Source organism: Kitasatospora phosalacinea (assembly GCF_030268885.1).
GTDB classification, from domain to species: domain Bacteria; phylum Actinomycetota; class Actinomycetes; order Streptomycetales; family Streptomycetaceae; genus Kitasatospora; species Kitasatospora phosalacinea_C.
Genome location: NZ_BSSA01000047.1, coordinates 1 through 14,165, shown reverse-complemented (window position 1 = coordinate 14,165; position 14,165 = coordinate 1). Strand labels below are relative to the sequence as shown.

12 protein-coding genes and 1 rRNA gene are annotated in these 14,165 nt (G+C 75.5%); 2 read left to right on the top strand and 11 right to left on the bottom strand.

Annotated elements, in window-relative coordinates; translation table 11 throughout:
* The first annotated feature begins 4 nt into the window (after positions 1-4).
* A complete protein-coding gene (locus tag QSK52_RS37185; RefSeq protein ID WP_033257180.1) occupies positions 5-475 on the top strand; it encodes a MarR family winged helix-turn-helix transcriptional regulator in 471 nt (156 codons plus the stop codon).
* Here QSK52_RS37185 and QSK52_RS37180 read toward each other — a convergent pair.
* The gene (locus QSK52_RS37180) at positions 396-1,322 is read right to left on the bottom strand and encodes an EamA family transporter (RefSeq protein ID WP_285740723.1); all 927 of its coding nucleotides are present in this window, start codon (positions 1,320-1,322) and stop codon (positions 396-398) included. The two genes, QSK52_RS37185 and QSK52_RS37180, sit on opposite strands and share 80 nt — an antisense overlap.
* A 113-nt stretch (positions 1,323-1,435) precedes the next feature.
* On the opposite strand from QSK52_RS37180, the gene QSK52_RS37175 reads away from it, so the two are divergent.
* A complete protein-coding gene (locus tag QSK52_RS37175) occupies positions 1,436-2,377 on the top strand; it encodes a LysR family transcriptional regulator (RefSeq protein WP_285740703.1) in 942 nt (313 codons plus the stop codon).
* Between the two features lie 84 nt (positions 2,378-2,461).
* Here QSK52_RS37175 and QSK52_RS37170 read toward each other — a convergent pair whose 3' ends face one another.
* The 10 genes from QSK52_RS37170 to rrf all read right to left on the bottom strand — a co-directional run bounded on the left by QSK52_RS37170 (position 2,462) and on the right by rrf (position 14,162).
* Entirely contained in the window at positions 2,462-3,193 is a 732-nt protein-coding gene (locus QSK52_RS37170; protein WP_285740722.1) for a ZIP family metal transporter, read from the bottom strand.
* Positions 3,194-3,415: 222 nt separating this feature from the next.
* On the bottom strand, positions 3,416-3,853 hold the full coding sequence (locus QSK52_RS37165; protein WP_285740702.1) for a DUF6278 family protein: 438 nt from the start codon (positions 3,851-3,853) through the stop codon (positions 3,416-3,418).
* 57 nt (positions 3,854-3,910) lie between these two features.
* Positions 3,911-5,710, bottom strand: a complete 1,800-nt coding sequence (locus QSK52_RS37160) for a restriction endonuclease (protein ID WP_285740701.1) — start codon at positions 5,708-5,710, stop codon at positions 3,911-3,913.
* Positions 5,711-5,916: 206 nt separating this feature from the next.
* Positions 5,917-7,434 carry a hypothetical protein gene (locus QSK52_RS37155; protein WP_285740700.1) on the bottom strand — a complete coding sequence of 506 codons (1,518 nt, stop codon included), beginning with the start codon at positions 7,432-7,434 and terminating at the stop codon, positions 5,917-5,919.
* Positions 7,435-7,683: 249 nt separating this feature from the next.
* On the bottom strand, positions 7,684-8,331 hold the full coding sequence (locus QSK52_RS37150; RefSeq protein WP_285740699.1) for a YigZ family protein: 648 nt from the start codon (positions 8,329-8,331) through the stop codon (positions 7,684-7,686).
* A 141-nt stretch (positions 8,332-8,472) separates the two neighbouring features.
* The gene (locus QSK52_RS37145; RefSeq protein ID WP_285740698.1) at positions 8,473-9,756 is read right to left on the bottom strand and encodes a DUF6986 family protein; all 1,284 of its coding nucleotides are present in this window, start codon (positions 9,754-9,756) and stop codon (positions 8,473-8,475) included.
* A gap of 149 nt (positions 9,757-9,905) precedes the next feature.
* On the bottom strand, positions 9,906-11,531 hold the full coding sequence (locus QSK52_RS37140; protein WP_285740697.1) for a DUF2637 domain-containing protein: 1,626 nt from the start codon (positions 11,529-11,531) through the stop codon (positions 9,906-9,908).
* 292 nt (positions 11,532-11,823) lie between these two features.
* Positions 11,824-12,492 (bottom strand): response regulator transcription factor, encoded by a 669-nt coding sequence (locus tag QSK52_RS37135; RefSeq protein ID WP_285740696.1) that lies wholly within the window; start codon positions 12,490-12,492, stop codon positions 11,824-11,826.
* The gene (locus tag QSK52_RS37130) at positions 12,444-13,853 is read right to left on the bottom strand and encodes a sensor histidine kinase (RefSeq protein WP_285740695.1); all 1,410 of its coding nucleotides are present in this window, start codon (positions 13,851-13,853) and stop codon (positions 12,444-12,446) included. The genes QSK52_RS37135 and QSK52_RS37130 overlap by 49 nt, the downstream gene beginning before the upstream one ends.
* Positions 13,854-14,045: 192 nt before the next feature.
* Positions 14,046-14,162 (bottom strand): 5S ribosomal RNA (gene rrf, locus QSK52_RS37125).
* Between the last annotated feature and the right edge of the window lie 3 nt (positions 14,163-14,165).

Sequence of the window (14,165 nt, the reverse complement as noted above, 5' to 3'; positions counted from 1 at the left end):
GCCCATGACCACCCCCGGCCCCGCCGACACCGCAGCGGAACTCGCCGACGCGCTCACCCGGGCGATGAAGCGGATCCGCCGACGGACCATGCAGCGGCTGGAGCCGTACGGCCTCACCCCCGCCCAGGGCCGGGCCCTGCGCACCCTCGCCCACGCACCCGGCTGCGAGAGCGCCGAGACCATGCGGCTGAGCGAGCTCGCCGAGCGGCTGCACATCGCCCCGCGCTCCGCCACCACCGTGGTCGACGCCCTGGAGGAGGCCGGCCTGGTCGCCCGCACCCCCGACCCGGCCGACCGCCGGGCGGTGCGACTGGTGCTCACCGAGGACGGGCACGGCGCGCTGGAGCGGATCTCCCGGGTCCGGCACGAGGTCGCCCAGGAGTACTTCGGCCCGGTCAGCCCTGCCGAACAGGACGCCCTGCTGCGCGCGCTGCGGCACGCCGAGGAAGCGTACGAAGCCGGTCCCACCCCGTAGCCGGGACGGCGCCCAGCCCGATCCCCGCGATCACCAGCAGCGCCGCCGCCCCCGCCGCCGGGCTGAACCGCTCGCCGAGCAGCAGCGCCGCCGAGGACATCCCGAACACCGGCACCAGCAGCGAGTACGGGGCGACCGCCGAGGCGTCGTAGCGGCGCAGCAGGTGGCTCCAGGCGACGAAGCCGAACAGCGTGGACACCAGGCCGACGTACAGCACCGCGCCGACGCCCGGCCAGGTGATCGCGCGCAGCGCCGCCAGGTCCGCGCCCGGGCCCTCGACCAGCAGCGACAGCGCCAGCAGCGGCAGCGGCGGCACCGCGGAGACCCACACCATCCAGCGCAGCGCGTCCGGCGGGGCGGCCCTGCGGGTCAGCACGTTGGCCAGGCCCCAGGCCACCGCCGAGCCGATCACCAGCACGAACGCCCCGACCGGCCCGCCCACGCCGCGGTCGGCGGCGGCCAGCGCGATCCCGGCGAACGCCACCGCCAGCCCGACGGTCCGCAGCCGCCCGGGCCGCTCGCCCAGCATCCCGGCGGCGAACAGCGCGGTGAACCCGGCCTGTCCCTGCAGCACCAGCGAGGACAGCCCGGCCGGCATCCCGGCGTGCATGCCGAGGAACAGCAGCCCGAACTTCACCACCCCCAGCACCAGCCCGACCCCGAGCACCCACCGCCACGCCACCCGCGGCGGGCCGACCAGGAACACCGCGGGCAGCGCCACCACGGCGAACCGCATCGCGCAGAACAGCAGCGGCGGGAAGTCGTGCAGACCGACCTCGATCAGCACGAAGTTCAGGCCCCAGACCGCGGCGACCAGCACGGCGAGGGCGATGTGACGCGGCGTCATCGCGGAGGAGGAGGTCATGCCCCGAGGATCCCCCGGGGCGACCGTTCAGCACCAGCGACCTTTTCTCAACCGAACCGTTCAGCAATGCTGCACGGTTGCCGCACCATGGACCCATGATGGATCTGGGACGCCTGCGCGCCCTGCACGCGGTCGCCGTGCACGGCTCGGTCGGCGGGGCCGCCGCGGCCCTCGGCTTCACCCCCTCCGCGATCTCCCAGCAGATCGCCAAGCTCGAACGCGAGACCCGCACCGTCCTGCTCGAACGCCAGGGCCGGGGCGTCCAGTTGACCGACGCCGCACGGCACCTCGCCGACACCGCGCAGCGCGTCCTGAGCCTGGTCGAGCAGGCCGAGGTGACGCTGGAGGAGCAGCGCGGCCGGGCGGTCGGACGGCTGCTGGTGGCCGCCTTCCCCACCGCGGCGCGCGGCCTGCTGCCCGCCGTCCTGGCCGAACTGCGCGACACCTGCCCCGAGTTGGACGTCCGCCTGCTGGAGAGCGACCCGTACCCGGCGGCCGAACTGGTGGCCCGCGGCGAGGTCGACCTGGCGGTCGTGCAGGACTGGGCGACCGTCCCGCTGCCGGTGCAGTCCGGGGTCGACCGGCTCGACCTCGGCGAGGACCCGGTCGACCTGCTGCTGCCCGTCGCGCACCCGCTGGCCGCGCTGGACGCCGTCCCGGTGACGGCGCTGCGCGGTCAGCGCTGGATCAGCGTCCCGCCCGGCAACATCTGCCACGACTGGCTGCTGCGCACCATGCGGGAGACCGGCGAGGAACCGGACGTCGCCCACCAGGTCGGCGAGTTCCAGACCCAGCTCGCCCTGATCGCCGCCGGCCTCGGCCTCGGCCTGATCCCCCGCCTGGGCCGCGGCCCCCTCCCGCCCGGCACCACCGCCCGCCCCGTCACCCCCGAACCCGTCCGCCGCGTCCACGCCCTCTGGCGCACCCAGACCTCCCGCCGCCCCGCCGTTACCGCCACCCTCACGGCCCTGCGCCGCCACTGGAACGCCCTGGCCGACGGCCCCGCCCCTACGCCAGCCCCACCACCAGCCACATGAACCCCACCCCCAGCAGCGTGCACGCCGGCGTGCCCGCCCTCCCCCGCCCCACCCCGCCGGAGGCGCCCCCCTTCCGTTCCCCCTTCACGCCAGCCCCACCACCAGCCACATGAACCCCACCCCCAGCAGCGTGCACGCCAGCGTGCCCTTCGACGGGTGCGGGCTGTGCGCCTCGGGCAGGATGTCGGAGGTCGCCAGGTACATCAGGAACCCGCCGAAGAAGCCGAGGTAGAGCCCGAGCAGCTGTTCCGGGATGGTGAACAGCAGCGTGATCCCGGCCCCGGTGACGGGCGCGAGCGCGTCGGCGAACAGCAGCGCGACGGCCCGCCGCCGGTTGTTCCCGTACAGCCGGGTGAGGGTGTACGTGTTGAAGCCGTCCGCGAAGTCGTGCGCGACGACGGCGATGGCGACGACCGTGCCGACCGTCGTCCCGGCCTGGAACGCGGCGCCGATCGCGAAGCCGTCCATCATGCTGTGCAGCACCAGCGCGGAGGCGGCCGCGATCCCGACCCCCTGCTCGCGCTGCCGCTCGCCGTGCCCGTGCGCGTGCCCGTGCCCGTGGCTGTGCGCGGCGTACTCGCCCTCGTGGCCCCGGTGGATGGCGACGGCGCGTTCCACGACGTGGATGGCGAGGAAGCCCGCGGCGAACATCAGCAGCGCGGCGGGGACGCCGTGGACCTGCTGCGGGGCCTGTTCCATCGCCTCGGGGAGCAGGTCGAAGGCGACCACGCCGAGCATCAGCCCGGCGGCGAAGCCGAGGACGAGGTGGCGGCGGTCCCCGGTGCGCTGGGCGACGAACCCGCCGACCAGGGTCATCAGGAACGCGCCCGCGGCGACCAGCACGGCGGTCAGTTTCGGCCTCCCCCGTCACGGTGCCGGGGGCCGGACGGCTGTGCTGACCGCTGCCCACGGGCATCCAGTCCGTCCGGCCCGGGCCGGACGGTGCCGGGCCCTGCGACCAGCCTGCGGGAGGCGTCGGCGGCGCGCCGCCCGGACGGACCGTCGGGGTGACGTCCGGGAGGCCGCGGGGCGCGGCGCTCAGCCGTCGCTGGCCGCCCGGTAGACCGCGGCGAGCTGCGGGGCGCCCTGCTCGGCCCAGTCGCGGCCGATCGTGGTGGCGTCGAGCTCGAAGCCGGTGCCGAGCACCATCAGGGGGCGGCCGTCGGCGGCCAGCCGCCAGCGGGCGTCGGGCACCTGGCGGCGGATCACCGTGCCGAGGTAGAGCCCGGCGTCGGTGCCGAGCCACTGGGACACCTGCGGGTCGTCGCGCCAGCGGGGCAGCAGTTGGTCGAGGGCGGTCAGCGAGTCGACGGTGTCGTCGAGGCGGACGCCGGAGGACTCGGCGAGTTCGCGCAGCAGCCCGCACTCGGCGTACATCTCGGCCATCGCGAGCTCGCGGTCCTGCTCGGCCGCGAGCCGGGTCGTCTGCGCGGCCGGGCGCCGCTCGTCCCGGTGACCGGGGAATCGGTTCTCCACTCCCCCAGCCTGACAGCCCGTCGGGCCGTCCGCCGGGCGAACCCGCCGTTTCCGGCCTCACAGGGTCAGCGGCAGTTCCAGGTGGGTGCGGGCGAGCTCGCGGATGCCGGGGCCGTCGATCAGGTGGATGCGCTGGTGGCGTTCCTCGCCGGTGAGGTCGAGCGCCTCGTCGGTGAAGCGGCCGCAGGTCATCCGCAGGCCGCGGTCGGCGCCCTCCTCGCGGACGGCCTCGGCGAGGGTGGCGATCTCCTCGGCGGTGACGGGGCCGGGGCCGCGGGAGGCCCACACCACCCAGCGGCCGGGCAGCCCGCTGCCGGGGTCGCCCTCGGCGGTGGCGACCAGGCCGGCCGGGCCGCGCAGCCGCACGCTCCAGTCCCGCAGCCCGCCCGCGGTGAGGACGGCGCGCACCAGCAGGGCGAACTCGCCGGGCGACAGCTCGCCCAGCGCGGGCACCGCGGAGGAGGCGCTGCCCCAGGGCTGCACGGCCTCGCCCGCGTACGGGTCGGGGCTGATCACGGCGGCCAGGGCGCGCAGCCGCAGCAGCGACTCGTCGTGCTCGGCCTCCGCGTAGACGCCGCCGTCCGCGCCCCCGTCACCGAGGTGCCCGGCGTCGGGGACCAGCCGGGTGCGGGCCAGCGCGTCGCGGTCGGCGTCGACGCTGAGCAGGCACTGCGGGGGCTGCCCGGGGACGCGCAGCCAGCCGTTCAGGACGACGCCGGACAGCACCTCGTCGGTGTCGACGGCGTCCGCGGCCTGCAGGGCGCGCAGCGCGAGCCGGGCGGCCAGCCGCAGGTAGTCGGTGCGGACGTCGGCGGCGGGGCGGGGCACGGGTTCGACCTCGCCGGTGTCGCCGAGCCGGTAGCCGGTCAGGGCGGGGACGGTGTCCAGCGGCGGCAGGTCGAGGTCGAGGACGGCGGTGCGGGTGAGGGCGCGGAACACGGCGCGGCAGGGGGCGGGCAGGTCGCGGGTGGCGCCCTCGGCGGCGGCCAGGGCGCGCTCCAGCAGCGACTCGACGGCGGCGGGCTCGGCCAGCCGGTAGGCGCGGCGGCACTCCTCCAGGCTGTCGTTGTACTCCTGGACGGCCCGGGCCCGGGCCCGCTCGGCCTCCTCGTGGGCCTGCCGGGCGGCGACGGCGCCGCTGTCGGCGAGTTCGGCCTGCCGGGTGCGCCACTCGCGCAGCGCACGCTGGTGGCGCAGCCGGGCCTGGGCGAGTTCGCGCTGGTAGCCGGAGTCGAGCAGGCGGCGCGAGCGCGGCCGGTCGGGGTCGGTGTCGGCGGGCTCGGGCGGCGCGAAGTCGGCCCAGGCGGGCTCGGGCTCGGCCTCCGCGGCGGCGTCCGGGAAGGGCCGGGGCTGGTAGCTGCGCAGCTGGCTCTCGAAGTCCATCGCGGAGACCGGCTGGGCGGCCCGGCGCAGCAGGTCGGCCAGCTGCCGGTGCTCGGCCTGGACGGCGAGGGTGCGGTGGTGGGTGAGCGCGGCGGCGCGGCCGTGCGCGGCGACCGGGTCGTCCGGGTCGTTCGCGCCGCCGACGCCGAGCGCACCGCCCGCGTCGGCCGGGTCCACGGCGGCGGGCGGCTCGACCGGCCCGGGCTGCGGCGGGACCACGGGCGGGACGGGGCCGGGCGCGGCGGTCGGCCCCGGGGCGGCGGCGCGGCCCCAGACGTGGTCCGGACCGCGGTCCCGGAGCCGCGCCCGGTTGCGGTCACCGGGGGGCTCCTCGGTACGGGCCCCGTCGCCGGTCCCGCCGCGGAACTCGTCCTCGTCCTCGTCGGCGCCGAGTTCGCGGAACAGCGAGGCGAGGAACCCGGGCTGGAGCGCCGTGGCGGTGCCGTCGGCGCTGCCCTCGGCTGGATGCTGCATCGGCGGTCTTCCCCCTGCTCGTCCGGTCGTCCGGTGTCCCGGCGCACGTCGGCGGGCCGCCGCGGCGGGGCCCGAGCAGCATTGTCCCCCGTCCGGGGCGTCCGGGCGGCCAACACCGGTGGTTTGGCCGACCCTTGACGTCCGACCGGGCCCGTCCCGCGGGGGCCGGTGCGGCACCGGCCCCCGGAAGGGGCGGTCGGGGGCGGTCAGTTGGTGCGGGTGTTGGTCAGGTGCAGGCCGATGTAGCCCACGTAGATCCGGCCGCTGCCGGAGCAGTCGTCCAGGTAGTGCACCCGGGGGGCGGTGCCGCCGCCGCCGATCCGCAGGTGGGCGCCCATGAACGCGCGGCAGGAGGAGTCGACGACGGCGGGGACGGGCAGCATCCGCTGGCGCTTCCACTTGCCGTGGCTGGCGACGGTGCGGGACTCGCCGCGGACGGCCTTGCGCGGCGGGAAGCGGTGGCAGCCGGGCGGGGTGTGCTCGCACCACTGCTTGAAGTCGCCGCCCGCCTCGCCGCGCACGGCCGCGGCCGCGTACTCCTGGAGCGCGGTCAGGCCCTCCCAGGTGAGCCGGGCCCAGCCGTCGGCCTCGCTCTGGCCGTCCAGGGCGAGCGTCTCCTTGCTGTCGCCGGTGTACTCCAGCAGCGGGAACTCGCCGAAGCGGTCGACGAGTTCGCCGAAGCTGGCGGGTCCGGTGCCGCAGCGGGACCGGCGCGGCTCGCGCGGCTCGCGGGGGAGTTCGATCCGCAGCCGGCAGCGCTCCGGCTGCACCGGCGGGCGCTCGGCCACGGCCCGCGGCGCGGCGGGGGCCTTGCGGACCTCGGGCGGCAGCCACAGGGCGGGGACGGCGTCCAGCGGGGCGGGCAGCGGCAGTTCGGCGGCGATCCGGCGCGGTTCGCGGGCCAGCAGGGCGGCGGCGCGGCGCGGGTTCTCGTCGATCCGGCTGCGCGGCAGGACGGGGTGGCGGGCGGCGTCGGCCCGGGAGGCCGGGTCGACCTCGGGCAGGAAGGTGCGCACCGCGCCGCCGTACACCTTGTGGTACTCCAGCGCCAGGTTGAACCGGGGCAGCGCGCCGTGCCCGAGCACGTACAGCGAGGCCAGGCCGGGGAGTTGGCGCAGCAGCGGGTCGAGCACCTGGCGCTGCCACTGCTCGACCGGCACGGCGGGCGGCACGCTGGCCACCACGGTGGGCAACTGCCGTTCCGGGTCGCAGAGTTCGTCGATCAGGTCGTCCAGGTCCGCGGGGGCCAGCAGCCGCGGTGCGACGCTGAGCGGCACCGGGCCCTCGGCGGCGTCGAGCAGCGGCAGCAGGCGGCGGACCAGGTCGGGGACGGGCACCCGTCCGGGCGGGACGGCGGTGGGCCCGGCGGGGAGGTGCTCGGCCTCGATCCGCAGCCGGGTCGGGCCGTCGACGCGGTCGGCGGCCAGGGTGAGGGTCAGTTGGTCGGTACCGGGTTGGGCGGCGGGCGTGCGCAGTCTGCGGCGGCTGTAGCGGGCGCCGGGACCGCGGCCGGGCAGCGGGCCGCCGTCGCGGTCCAGCAGGACCCGCTCGCCGAGCCGTAGTCGCTCGGGCGGCGCCTGCCGTTCGCGGGGCGCGGGCTCCTCGTGGCCCTCCGACTTCAGCCAGTCGGCGAGCAGTTGGTCGACGAGGGCGGCGGTCTCGTGGTGCGGGCGGGGTGTCGCGGCCGTCAGCCGGTACGGCGGCTGGGCGTGGTCGGTGGGCATGCGCGGAACCTCCCGTGGTGCGGTGCTGGGCTCTGCGAGTCCTCCTCCCGGAGGTCGATGGCGAATCGTCGTTCCTGCTACCTAGGAGACGAAACGATCAGGAGCGGAAGTTCCGCATCCGGGCCCGCTTCCTTCGATCGAGTGTCATCCGGCGGCAACGGGAACGTCACCGGTGCCGCCTCTGCTACCCGCCCGGCCGCGATCGATGCACGCGTTCCCGGCGCCTTCCGCGGGGGAACTGACCGGGCCTCAGACCTCGACCTCGACGAAGGTCCGCCCCGCCGGGGCCGCCGCGGCCGACCCGCCGGTCGCCTCGGCCAGCCAGGTGTGGAACTCCGCCGTCTCCGGCTCGGGGACGCCCACCTCGATCCGCACCCCCTCCGCCAGGTACTCCAGCCCGGCCACCGCGTACCCGGCCGCCCGCAGGTCGTTCTCCAGCCGCCCGGCCCGGGTGTGGTCGACGGCCACCGACAGCAGCGCGACCGGACGCCGCTCCAGCAGCCCGACCTCGTCCAGCGCCTCGGACACCGCCGCCCCGTACGCCCGCACCAGGCCGCCCGCGCCGAGCTTGATCCCGCCGAAGTAGCGGGTGACCACGGCGACGGTGTCGGTCACCCCGCGCCGCCGCAGCACCTCCAGCATCGGCACCCCGGCCGTCCCGGCGGGCTCCCCGTCGTCGCTGGAGCGCTCGCGCGGCTGCTCGCCGCCGACCACGAAGGCGGTGCAGTTGTGCCGGGCGTCCCAGTACTGCTTGCGGACGCCCGCGATGAACGCCTGCGCCCCGTCCTCGTCGGCGACCCGCGCCAGGTGGCAGATGAACCTGGACTTCTTGATCTCCAGCTCGTGGCTGCCGGAGCCCCGGACGGTCAGGTACGGCTTGGGGCTCGGCTCCGCCATGGCGCTGGTGCTCTCCGCTGTCGGTCTCGTCTCGGCGCCCGGCCCTGCGCCGGTCCCGCCGACCAGCCTATGCCCCGCCGTCCGGAACCCGGCTCGGCACCCGACTCGACGCCCGGTCCAGCACCCGGTTCAGCGCCCGGTTCAACGCCCGGCCAGGGCGTCCAGCCGGGCGCGGTCGAGGCCGGTGCGCTCGGTGACCTCGGCGAGGTCGACGGCGCCGCAGTCCAGGCCGCGCAGCACGTAGCCGCTGAGCGCGCGGGCGGTGGCGGGCTCGTCCATCACGTCGCCGCCGGTCTTGGCGACGTACGCGGCGAGCCGGGCGCAGGCCGCGGCCAGGCCCTCGCGGTAGAAGGCGTAGACGGCGGCGTACCGGGTGGGCAGGTGGGCCGGGTGCATGTCCCAGCCCTGGTAGTAGGCGCGGGCCAGCGAACGGCGGACCAGGCCGTGGTGCAGCCGCCAGGCGGCGTGCACCTGCTCGGTGGTGCCGGTCGGGACGACGTTGGTGGAGCCGTCGGAGAGCCGGACGCCGGTGCCGGCCGCGGCGACCTGCATGACGGCCTTGGCGTGGTCGGCGACCGGGTGGTCCATGCTCTGGTGGGCCGCGCTGACCCCGCAGGCGGCGCTGTAGTCGAAGGTGCCGTAGTGCAGGCCGGTGGCACGGCCCTCGGCGGCCTCGATCATCAGCGCGACGGTGGCCCGGCCGTCCGGGCCGAGGATCGCCTGGGTGGTCTCGACCTGGATCTCGAACCCGATCCGCCCGGCGGGCAGCCCGGCCCGCCGCTCGAAGTCCTCCAGCAGCCGCACCAGGGCGGTGACCTGGGCGGCGTAGGTGACCTTGGGCAGGGTCAGCACCAGCCCGTCCGGCAGGCCGCCCGCGGCGAGCAGGGTGCCCAGGAACAGCTCCAGGGTGCGGATGCCGCGGGCCCGGACGGGGGCCTCCATGCACTTGGTCCGGATCCCGACGTACGGCGGGGCGCTGCCGTCGGCGACCGCCGCGGCCACCAGCTGCGCGGCCCGGACGGCCTCGGCGTCCTCCTCGGCGTCGGGGCGCGGACCGTACCCGTCCTCGAAGTCGATCCGCAGGTCCTCGATCGGCTCGCGCTCCAGCTTGGCGCGCACCCGGGCGTGCACGTCGGCCAGCAGGGCGTCGTCGGCGACCCCGAGTGCCTCGGCGAGCCGCCCCGGCGTACCGGCGTGCTCGTCGAACGCGGCGAGCGCCTGCGCGCCCCACTCCCGGACGGTGTCCGCCCCGAACGCGTCGGCCGGCACGTACACCGTGTGCACCGGCTGCCGGGAGCCGGGCTCGCCCGGGTAACGGCGCGTCAACTCGGCGTCCACCGGCGCCAGCAGCGCCTCGACGGCCGAGCGGGCGGCGTCCGAGAACGAGACGGACCGGTCGGCACCGACCTGGGCGGGCTGCGACATCCGGGGGCTCCTCCACTCAGCGCACGACTTCAACAATTTGTTGATGCGAAGGTAGTGGCGGCCCCGCGGAACCGTCAATGGCCGTCCGACCGGAAGAACCGGCGGACGGCCATCGCGCTTTTGTGGTGATCTCCGAACGGCGCCGCGGGTCACTCCCCGCGGCCCGACTCCATGTACCGCTCCTGCAGGTCCTGCCAGACCTTCTCCACGTCCTTCACCGTGACCCCGCCGTCCGGCCGCGAACCCGGGACGCCGCGCTGGGTCAGGTACTCCGCGAAACGGCGCTCGTCGGGGTGGCGCTGGTTCTCCTCCATGTAGCTGACCAGCGCGTCGAAGCACTCGTTCGCGTCCAGCGGCTCCACCCCGCCCGGCAGCGGGCGGCGCGCCGGGGCGTCCTCCACCTCGTACGGCTCCGGCTCCGGCTCGGGCGCCATCATCGCGTCCAGCCGCACCGGCCGCCCCACCGTCAGGACCTGCTCCGGCTCCCCCGGCCCCTGCTGCTGCACCGGCTGCTGCTGCGGACCGGCGGCCCGGGCGTGCCCGTTCGGGTGGGCGTGCCCGTTCGCCGCCGACCGGTACTCCTCCGGCCGGTACTCCTCCGGCCGACCGCCCGGCTCGGCGTACGCCTCGTCCCGCGGCGGCTGGTATCCCGAGTGCGGCCGGGCCGCCTCCTCCGGACCGCTCGGACGCGGGGCCTTGAACCACGGCGACGCCTGGCCCGGCACCCGCGCCGTGTGCACCTGGTCCGGCTGCGCCACGTGCGAACGCACCGGGCGGGCCGTCCACACGTTCAGCTCCGCGGACGGGTCGATCACCGGCGCGGCCTGCGCCGCCTCCGGGTCCTGCTGGTCGCGCAGCCGCAGCGCGGCCAGCTTCGCCAGCGTCGGCACCGCCACCGCCGCCGACACCTGCGGCACCGCCTGGGCCTGAGCCTGCACCTGCTGCTGGGGCTGCACCTGCTGTTGGGGCTGGGGCTGGGGCTGGGGAGCGCCCAGGGCCCGGCCCGGCGCCGCCTGCTGAGCATGCGTCACCTGACCGCCGTGCACCGCCGGAACCTCCTGCTCGACCGTCGACGCACCGCTCGGGGCCACCACCAGGGGCCCGTCGATCCGGTCCAGCACCGTCGGGTCCAGCGGGACGCCGTACTTCGCCAGCTTCAGCGGCAACAGCGCCTGGAACGGCGCCGACCGCCGCCAGCCCCGCCCGTACCGGAAGCGCAGCTGCGCCCGGTACACCAGCCGGTTCTGCTCCAGCCGCACCGTCTCGTCGTACGAGCGCAGCTCCCAGAGCTTCATCCGCCGCCACAGCCGGAACGTCGGCACCGGCGACAGCACCCAGCGCATCAGCCGCACCGACTCCATGTGCCGGTCCGCGGTGATCGCCGCGATCCGCCCCACCGCGTGCCGCGAGGCCTCGACCACGACCACGAACAGCACCGGGATCACCGCGTGCATCGCCATGCCCAGCATGTCGCCCCAGGAGGCCGCCGCGTTGAACGCGATCGTCGCGGCGGTCAGCAACCACGCCGTCTGCCGCAGCAGCGGGAACGGGATCCGCAGCCAGGTCAGCACCAGGTCCAGCGAGAGCAGGACCACGATGCCCGCGTCGACGCCTATCGGGAAGGCGTAGGAGAAGGTGCCGAAGCCCTTCTCCATCGCGAGGTCCCGCACCGAGTTGTAGGACCCCGCGAAACCGATGCCCGAGATCACGCACGCGCCGACGGCCACCACACCCAGGAGTGCCCGGTGCGCGCGGGTAAGGGAAGGACGTGCCATTCGTTAGATCAACCCCTGGGACTCGGCAGCTGCCGTATACGACCTGTAGCCGCCGAGTACACGTCCCCGCCCCGGGGCGCACGCTGCACGTCGTCACGCCGTGACACGATGCCGGTGCGCCGTCGACAGACTCGGCCCACCGGATACTACTCGCACGGGCGTTCTCCCCCGTCGCCAGCCCGGACCACGGCCTCCGATCGCCACCACACCTCCACTGGTCCATACCACCAACCGCACTCTCCCGACCCCGCTGCCCGCCGCCGCTCGCCTCCGTTCCGCTCCGTCCTCCGGCTCAGCCGTCCGCCGACCGCTCCGCCGCGCCGTTCAAGTACGCCAGCACCGCCAGCACCCGCCGGTTGCCGTCCTCCGTCGGCGCGAGCTCCAACTTCCCGAAGATGTTGGCGATGTGCTTGGCCACCGCCCCGTCGCTGACCGTCAGCCGCGCCGCGATCGCCGAGTTCGAGCACCCCTCCGCCATCAGCCCCAGCACCTCCCGCTCCCGCGGCGTCAACCGCTGCAGCGGCTCGGACCCGGCGTTGTGCTGCAGCAGCCGACCGATCACGTCCGGGTCCATCGCCGTCCCGCCCGCCGCCACCCGCCGCACCGCGTCCACGAACTGGTCCGCGTTGAACACCCGGTCCTTGAGCAGGTAGCCCACCCCGCCCGTCCCGTCCGCCAACAGCTCCCGCGCGTACAGCTGCAGCACGTGCTGCGACAGCACCAGCACCGGCAGGCCCGGGATCTCCCGACGCGCCGCCAACGCCGCCTGGAGTCCCTCGTCGGTCAGCGTCGGCGGCAGCCGGACGTCCACCACCGCCACGTCCGGCCGCTCCGACAACAGCGCCGACAGGAGGTCCGGCCCGGTCTCCACCGCCGCCGCGATGGTGAAGCCGTGGGCCTCCAGCAGCCGGGTCAGCCCTTGGCGGAGGAGGAAGAGGTCCTCGGCGAGGACAACGCGCACGGCAGCTCCATCGTGATCGTGGTCGGCCCGCCCACCGGACTGTCGAGCGAGATCGTCCCGTCGAACGTACTCAATCGCTTCTCGATCCCCCGCAGGCCACCGCCCGCCTCCATCCGCGCACCCCCGCTCCCGTCGTCCGTCACCACGACCCGCAGCCGCCCGGCCCGGTACAGCACGTCCACCCAGGTCTGCCGGGCCCGGGCGTGCTTCGCGACGTTCGCCAGCAACTCGCTCACGCTGAAGTAGACCGCCGTCTCCAACGCCGCCTCCGGACGCCCCGGCAGGGCCACCGCCACCTCCGTCGGCACCACCGCCGTCAGCGCCAACTCACGCACCGCATCGGGCAGTCCGCGTTCCGCCAGCACCGGCGGGTGGATGCCCCGCACCAGATCGCGCAACTCCTGCAGGGCCTTCGCCGAAGCCGCCCGGGCCTCCGCCAGCAGCTCACGGGCCGCCGCCTGGTCGGTGGCCATCAGGTGCTCGATCGTGCCCAGCGTCAACCCGATCGACACCAGCCGCGCCTGCGCCCCGTCGTGCAGATCCCGCTCGATCCGCCGCAACTCCGCCGCCTGCGCGTCCGCCGCGTCCGCCCGGGTCTCCGTCAACTGCGCCACCCGCTCGGTCAGCTGAGCCCGGCTCTGCTGCGGCCCACCCCCCAGGACCCGGCACGCGAAGGCGCCGTGCGCCCGCACCGCCCAGGGCATCGCCGCCAACCCCGCCACCACCAGCACCCCGCCGATCAGCCCGGAGAACAGCAGGCTCACCGGCTCGCTGTACAACCCGAAGAAGATCCGCGAATCCACCGTCGCCGTGAGCGCGAACACCAACCCGCCCCACACCATCGCCATCGGCACCCCCAGCAGCAGGACCACCGCCACCGGATTGGCCAGCAGCCACACCCCCTCCCGCTGCACCTGGTGGTCCCGCACCGCCCACCGCACGGACTGCACCAACCACGCCACCTCCCGGCGCCGGTGGTACGACACCCCCGTCCACCAGAACCCCCGCCCGTCCTGCTCCAACGGCTCCCGGGCCGAATACACCACCCCCCACCGCTCACCGGCCTCCCGTTCCACCCGCTGCCGCGTCCACACCGCTCCCCGCCGCACGAACCAGTACAGCGCCGACACCCCCGCCACGACCGCACTCGGCGCCGCCGCATAAGGCGCCAACGGCCCGTGGTCGAACAGCGCCACCGTCAGCAGCGCCGCACACACCGCGACCGCCGCCGGCACCACCACCCCCGCGGCCGCCGCCAGCGTCATCACCGCGGCCTGCCCACCGGCCCGCACCGCCGCCCGCGCCCGCTCACCCCACGCGGACCCGCCGACCCCACCGCCGAACCACACCGTCGTCGTCAAAACCCACTCCCCGAGAAGCCGGAACCGTCCCCGAACGGTCCCCAGTCTCTCCTCAGCCCCACCACTCGCACATTGGCCGTGCCACCCCTCTTTGGGGTGGACCTAGGTCCACCCCCTTGGTGAGGAGCGCTCCCCTTCCGAAACGCGAGAAAGCCCCCTGACATCCCGTCAGGGGGCTTTCCCACAAAGATTGTTCGGCGGCGTCCTACTCTCCCACAGGGTCCCCCCTGCAGTACCATCGGCGCTGTGAGGCTTAGCTTCCGGGTTCGGAATGTAACCGGGCGTTTCCCTCACGCTATGACCACCGAAACA

What these genes read in the sequence shown, in the direction of transcription:
- QSK52_RS37185 (WP_033257180.1), top strand. Translation starts at nt 5, where the DNA reads ATGACCACCCCCGGCCCCGCCGACACCGCAGCGGAACTCGCCGACGCG.
- QSK52_RS37180 (WP_285740723.1), bottom strand. Translation starts at nt 1,322, where the DNA reads ATGACGCCGCGTCACATCGCCCTCGCCGTGCTGGTCGCCGCGGTCTGG.
- QSK52_RS37175 (WP_285740703.1), top strand. Translation starts at nt 1,436, where the DNA reads ATGATGGATCTGGGACGCCTGCGCGCCCTGCACGCGGTCGCCGTGCAC.
- QSK52_RS37170 (WP_285740722.1), bottom strand. Translation starts at nt 3,193, where the DNA reads ATGACCCTGGTCGGCGGGTTCGTCGCCCAGCGCACCGGGGACCGCCGC.
- QSK52_RS37160 (WP_285740701.1), bottom strand. Translation starts at nt 5,710, where the DNA reads ATGCAGCATCCAGCCGAGGGCAGCGCCGACGGCACCGCCACGGCGCTC.
- QSK52_RS37155 (WP_285740700.1), bottom strand. Translation starts at nt 7,434, where the DNA reads ATGCCCACCGACCACGCCCAGCCGCCGTACCGGCTGACGGCCGCGACA.
- QSK52_RS37150 (WP_285740699.1), bottom strand. Translation starts at nt 8,331, where the DNA reads ATGGCGGAGCCGAGCCCCAAGCCGTACCTGACCGTCCGGGGCTCCGGC.
- QSK52_RS37145 (WP_285740698.1), bottom strand. Translation starts at nt 9,756, where the DNA reads ATGTCGCAGCCCGCCCAGGTCGGTGCCGACCGGTCCGTCTCGTTCTCG.
- QSK52_RS37140 (WP_285740697.1), bottom strand. Translation starts at nt 11,531, where the DNA reads ATGGCACGTCCTTCCCTTACCCGCGCGCACCGGGCACTCCTGGGTGTG.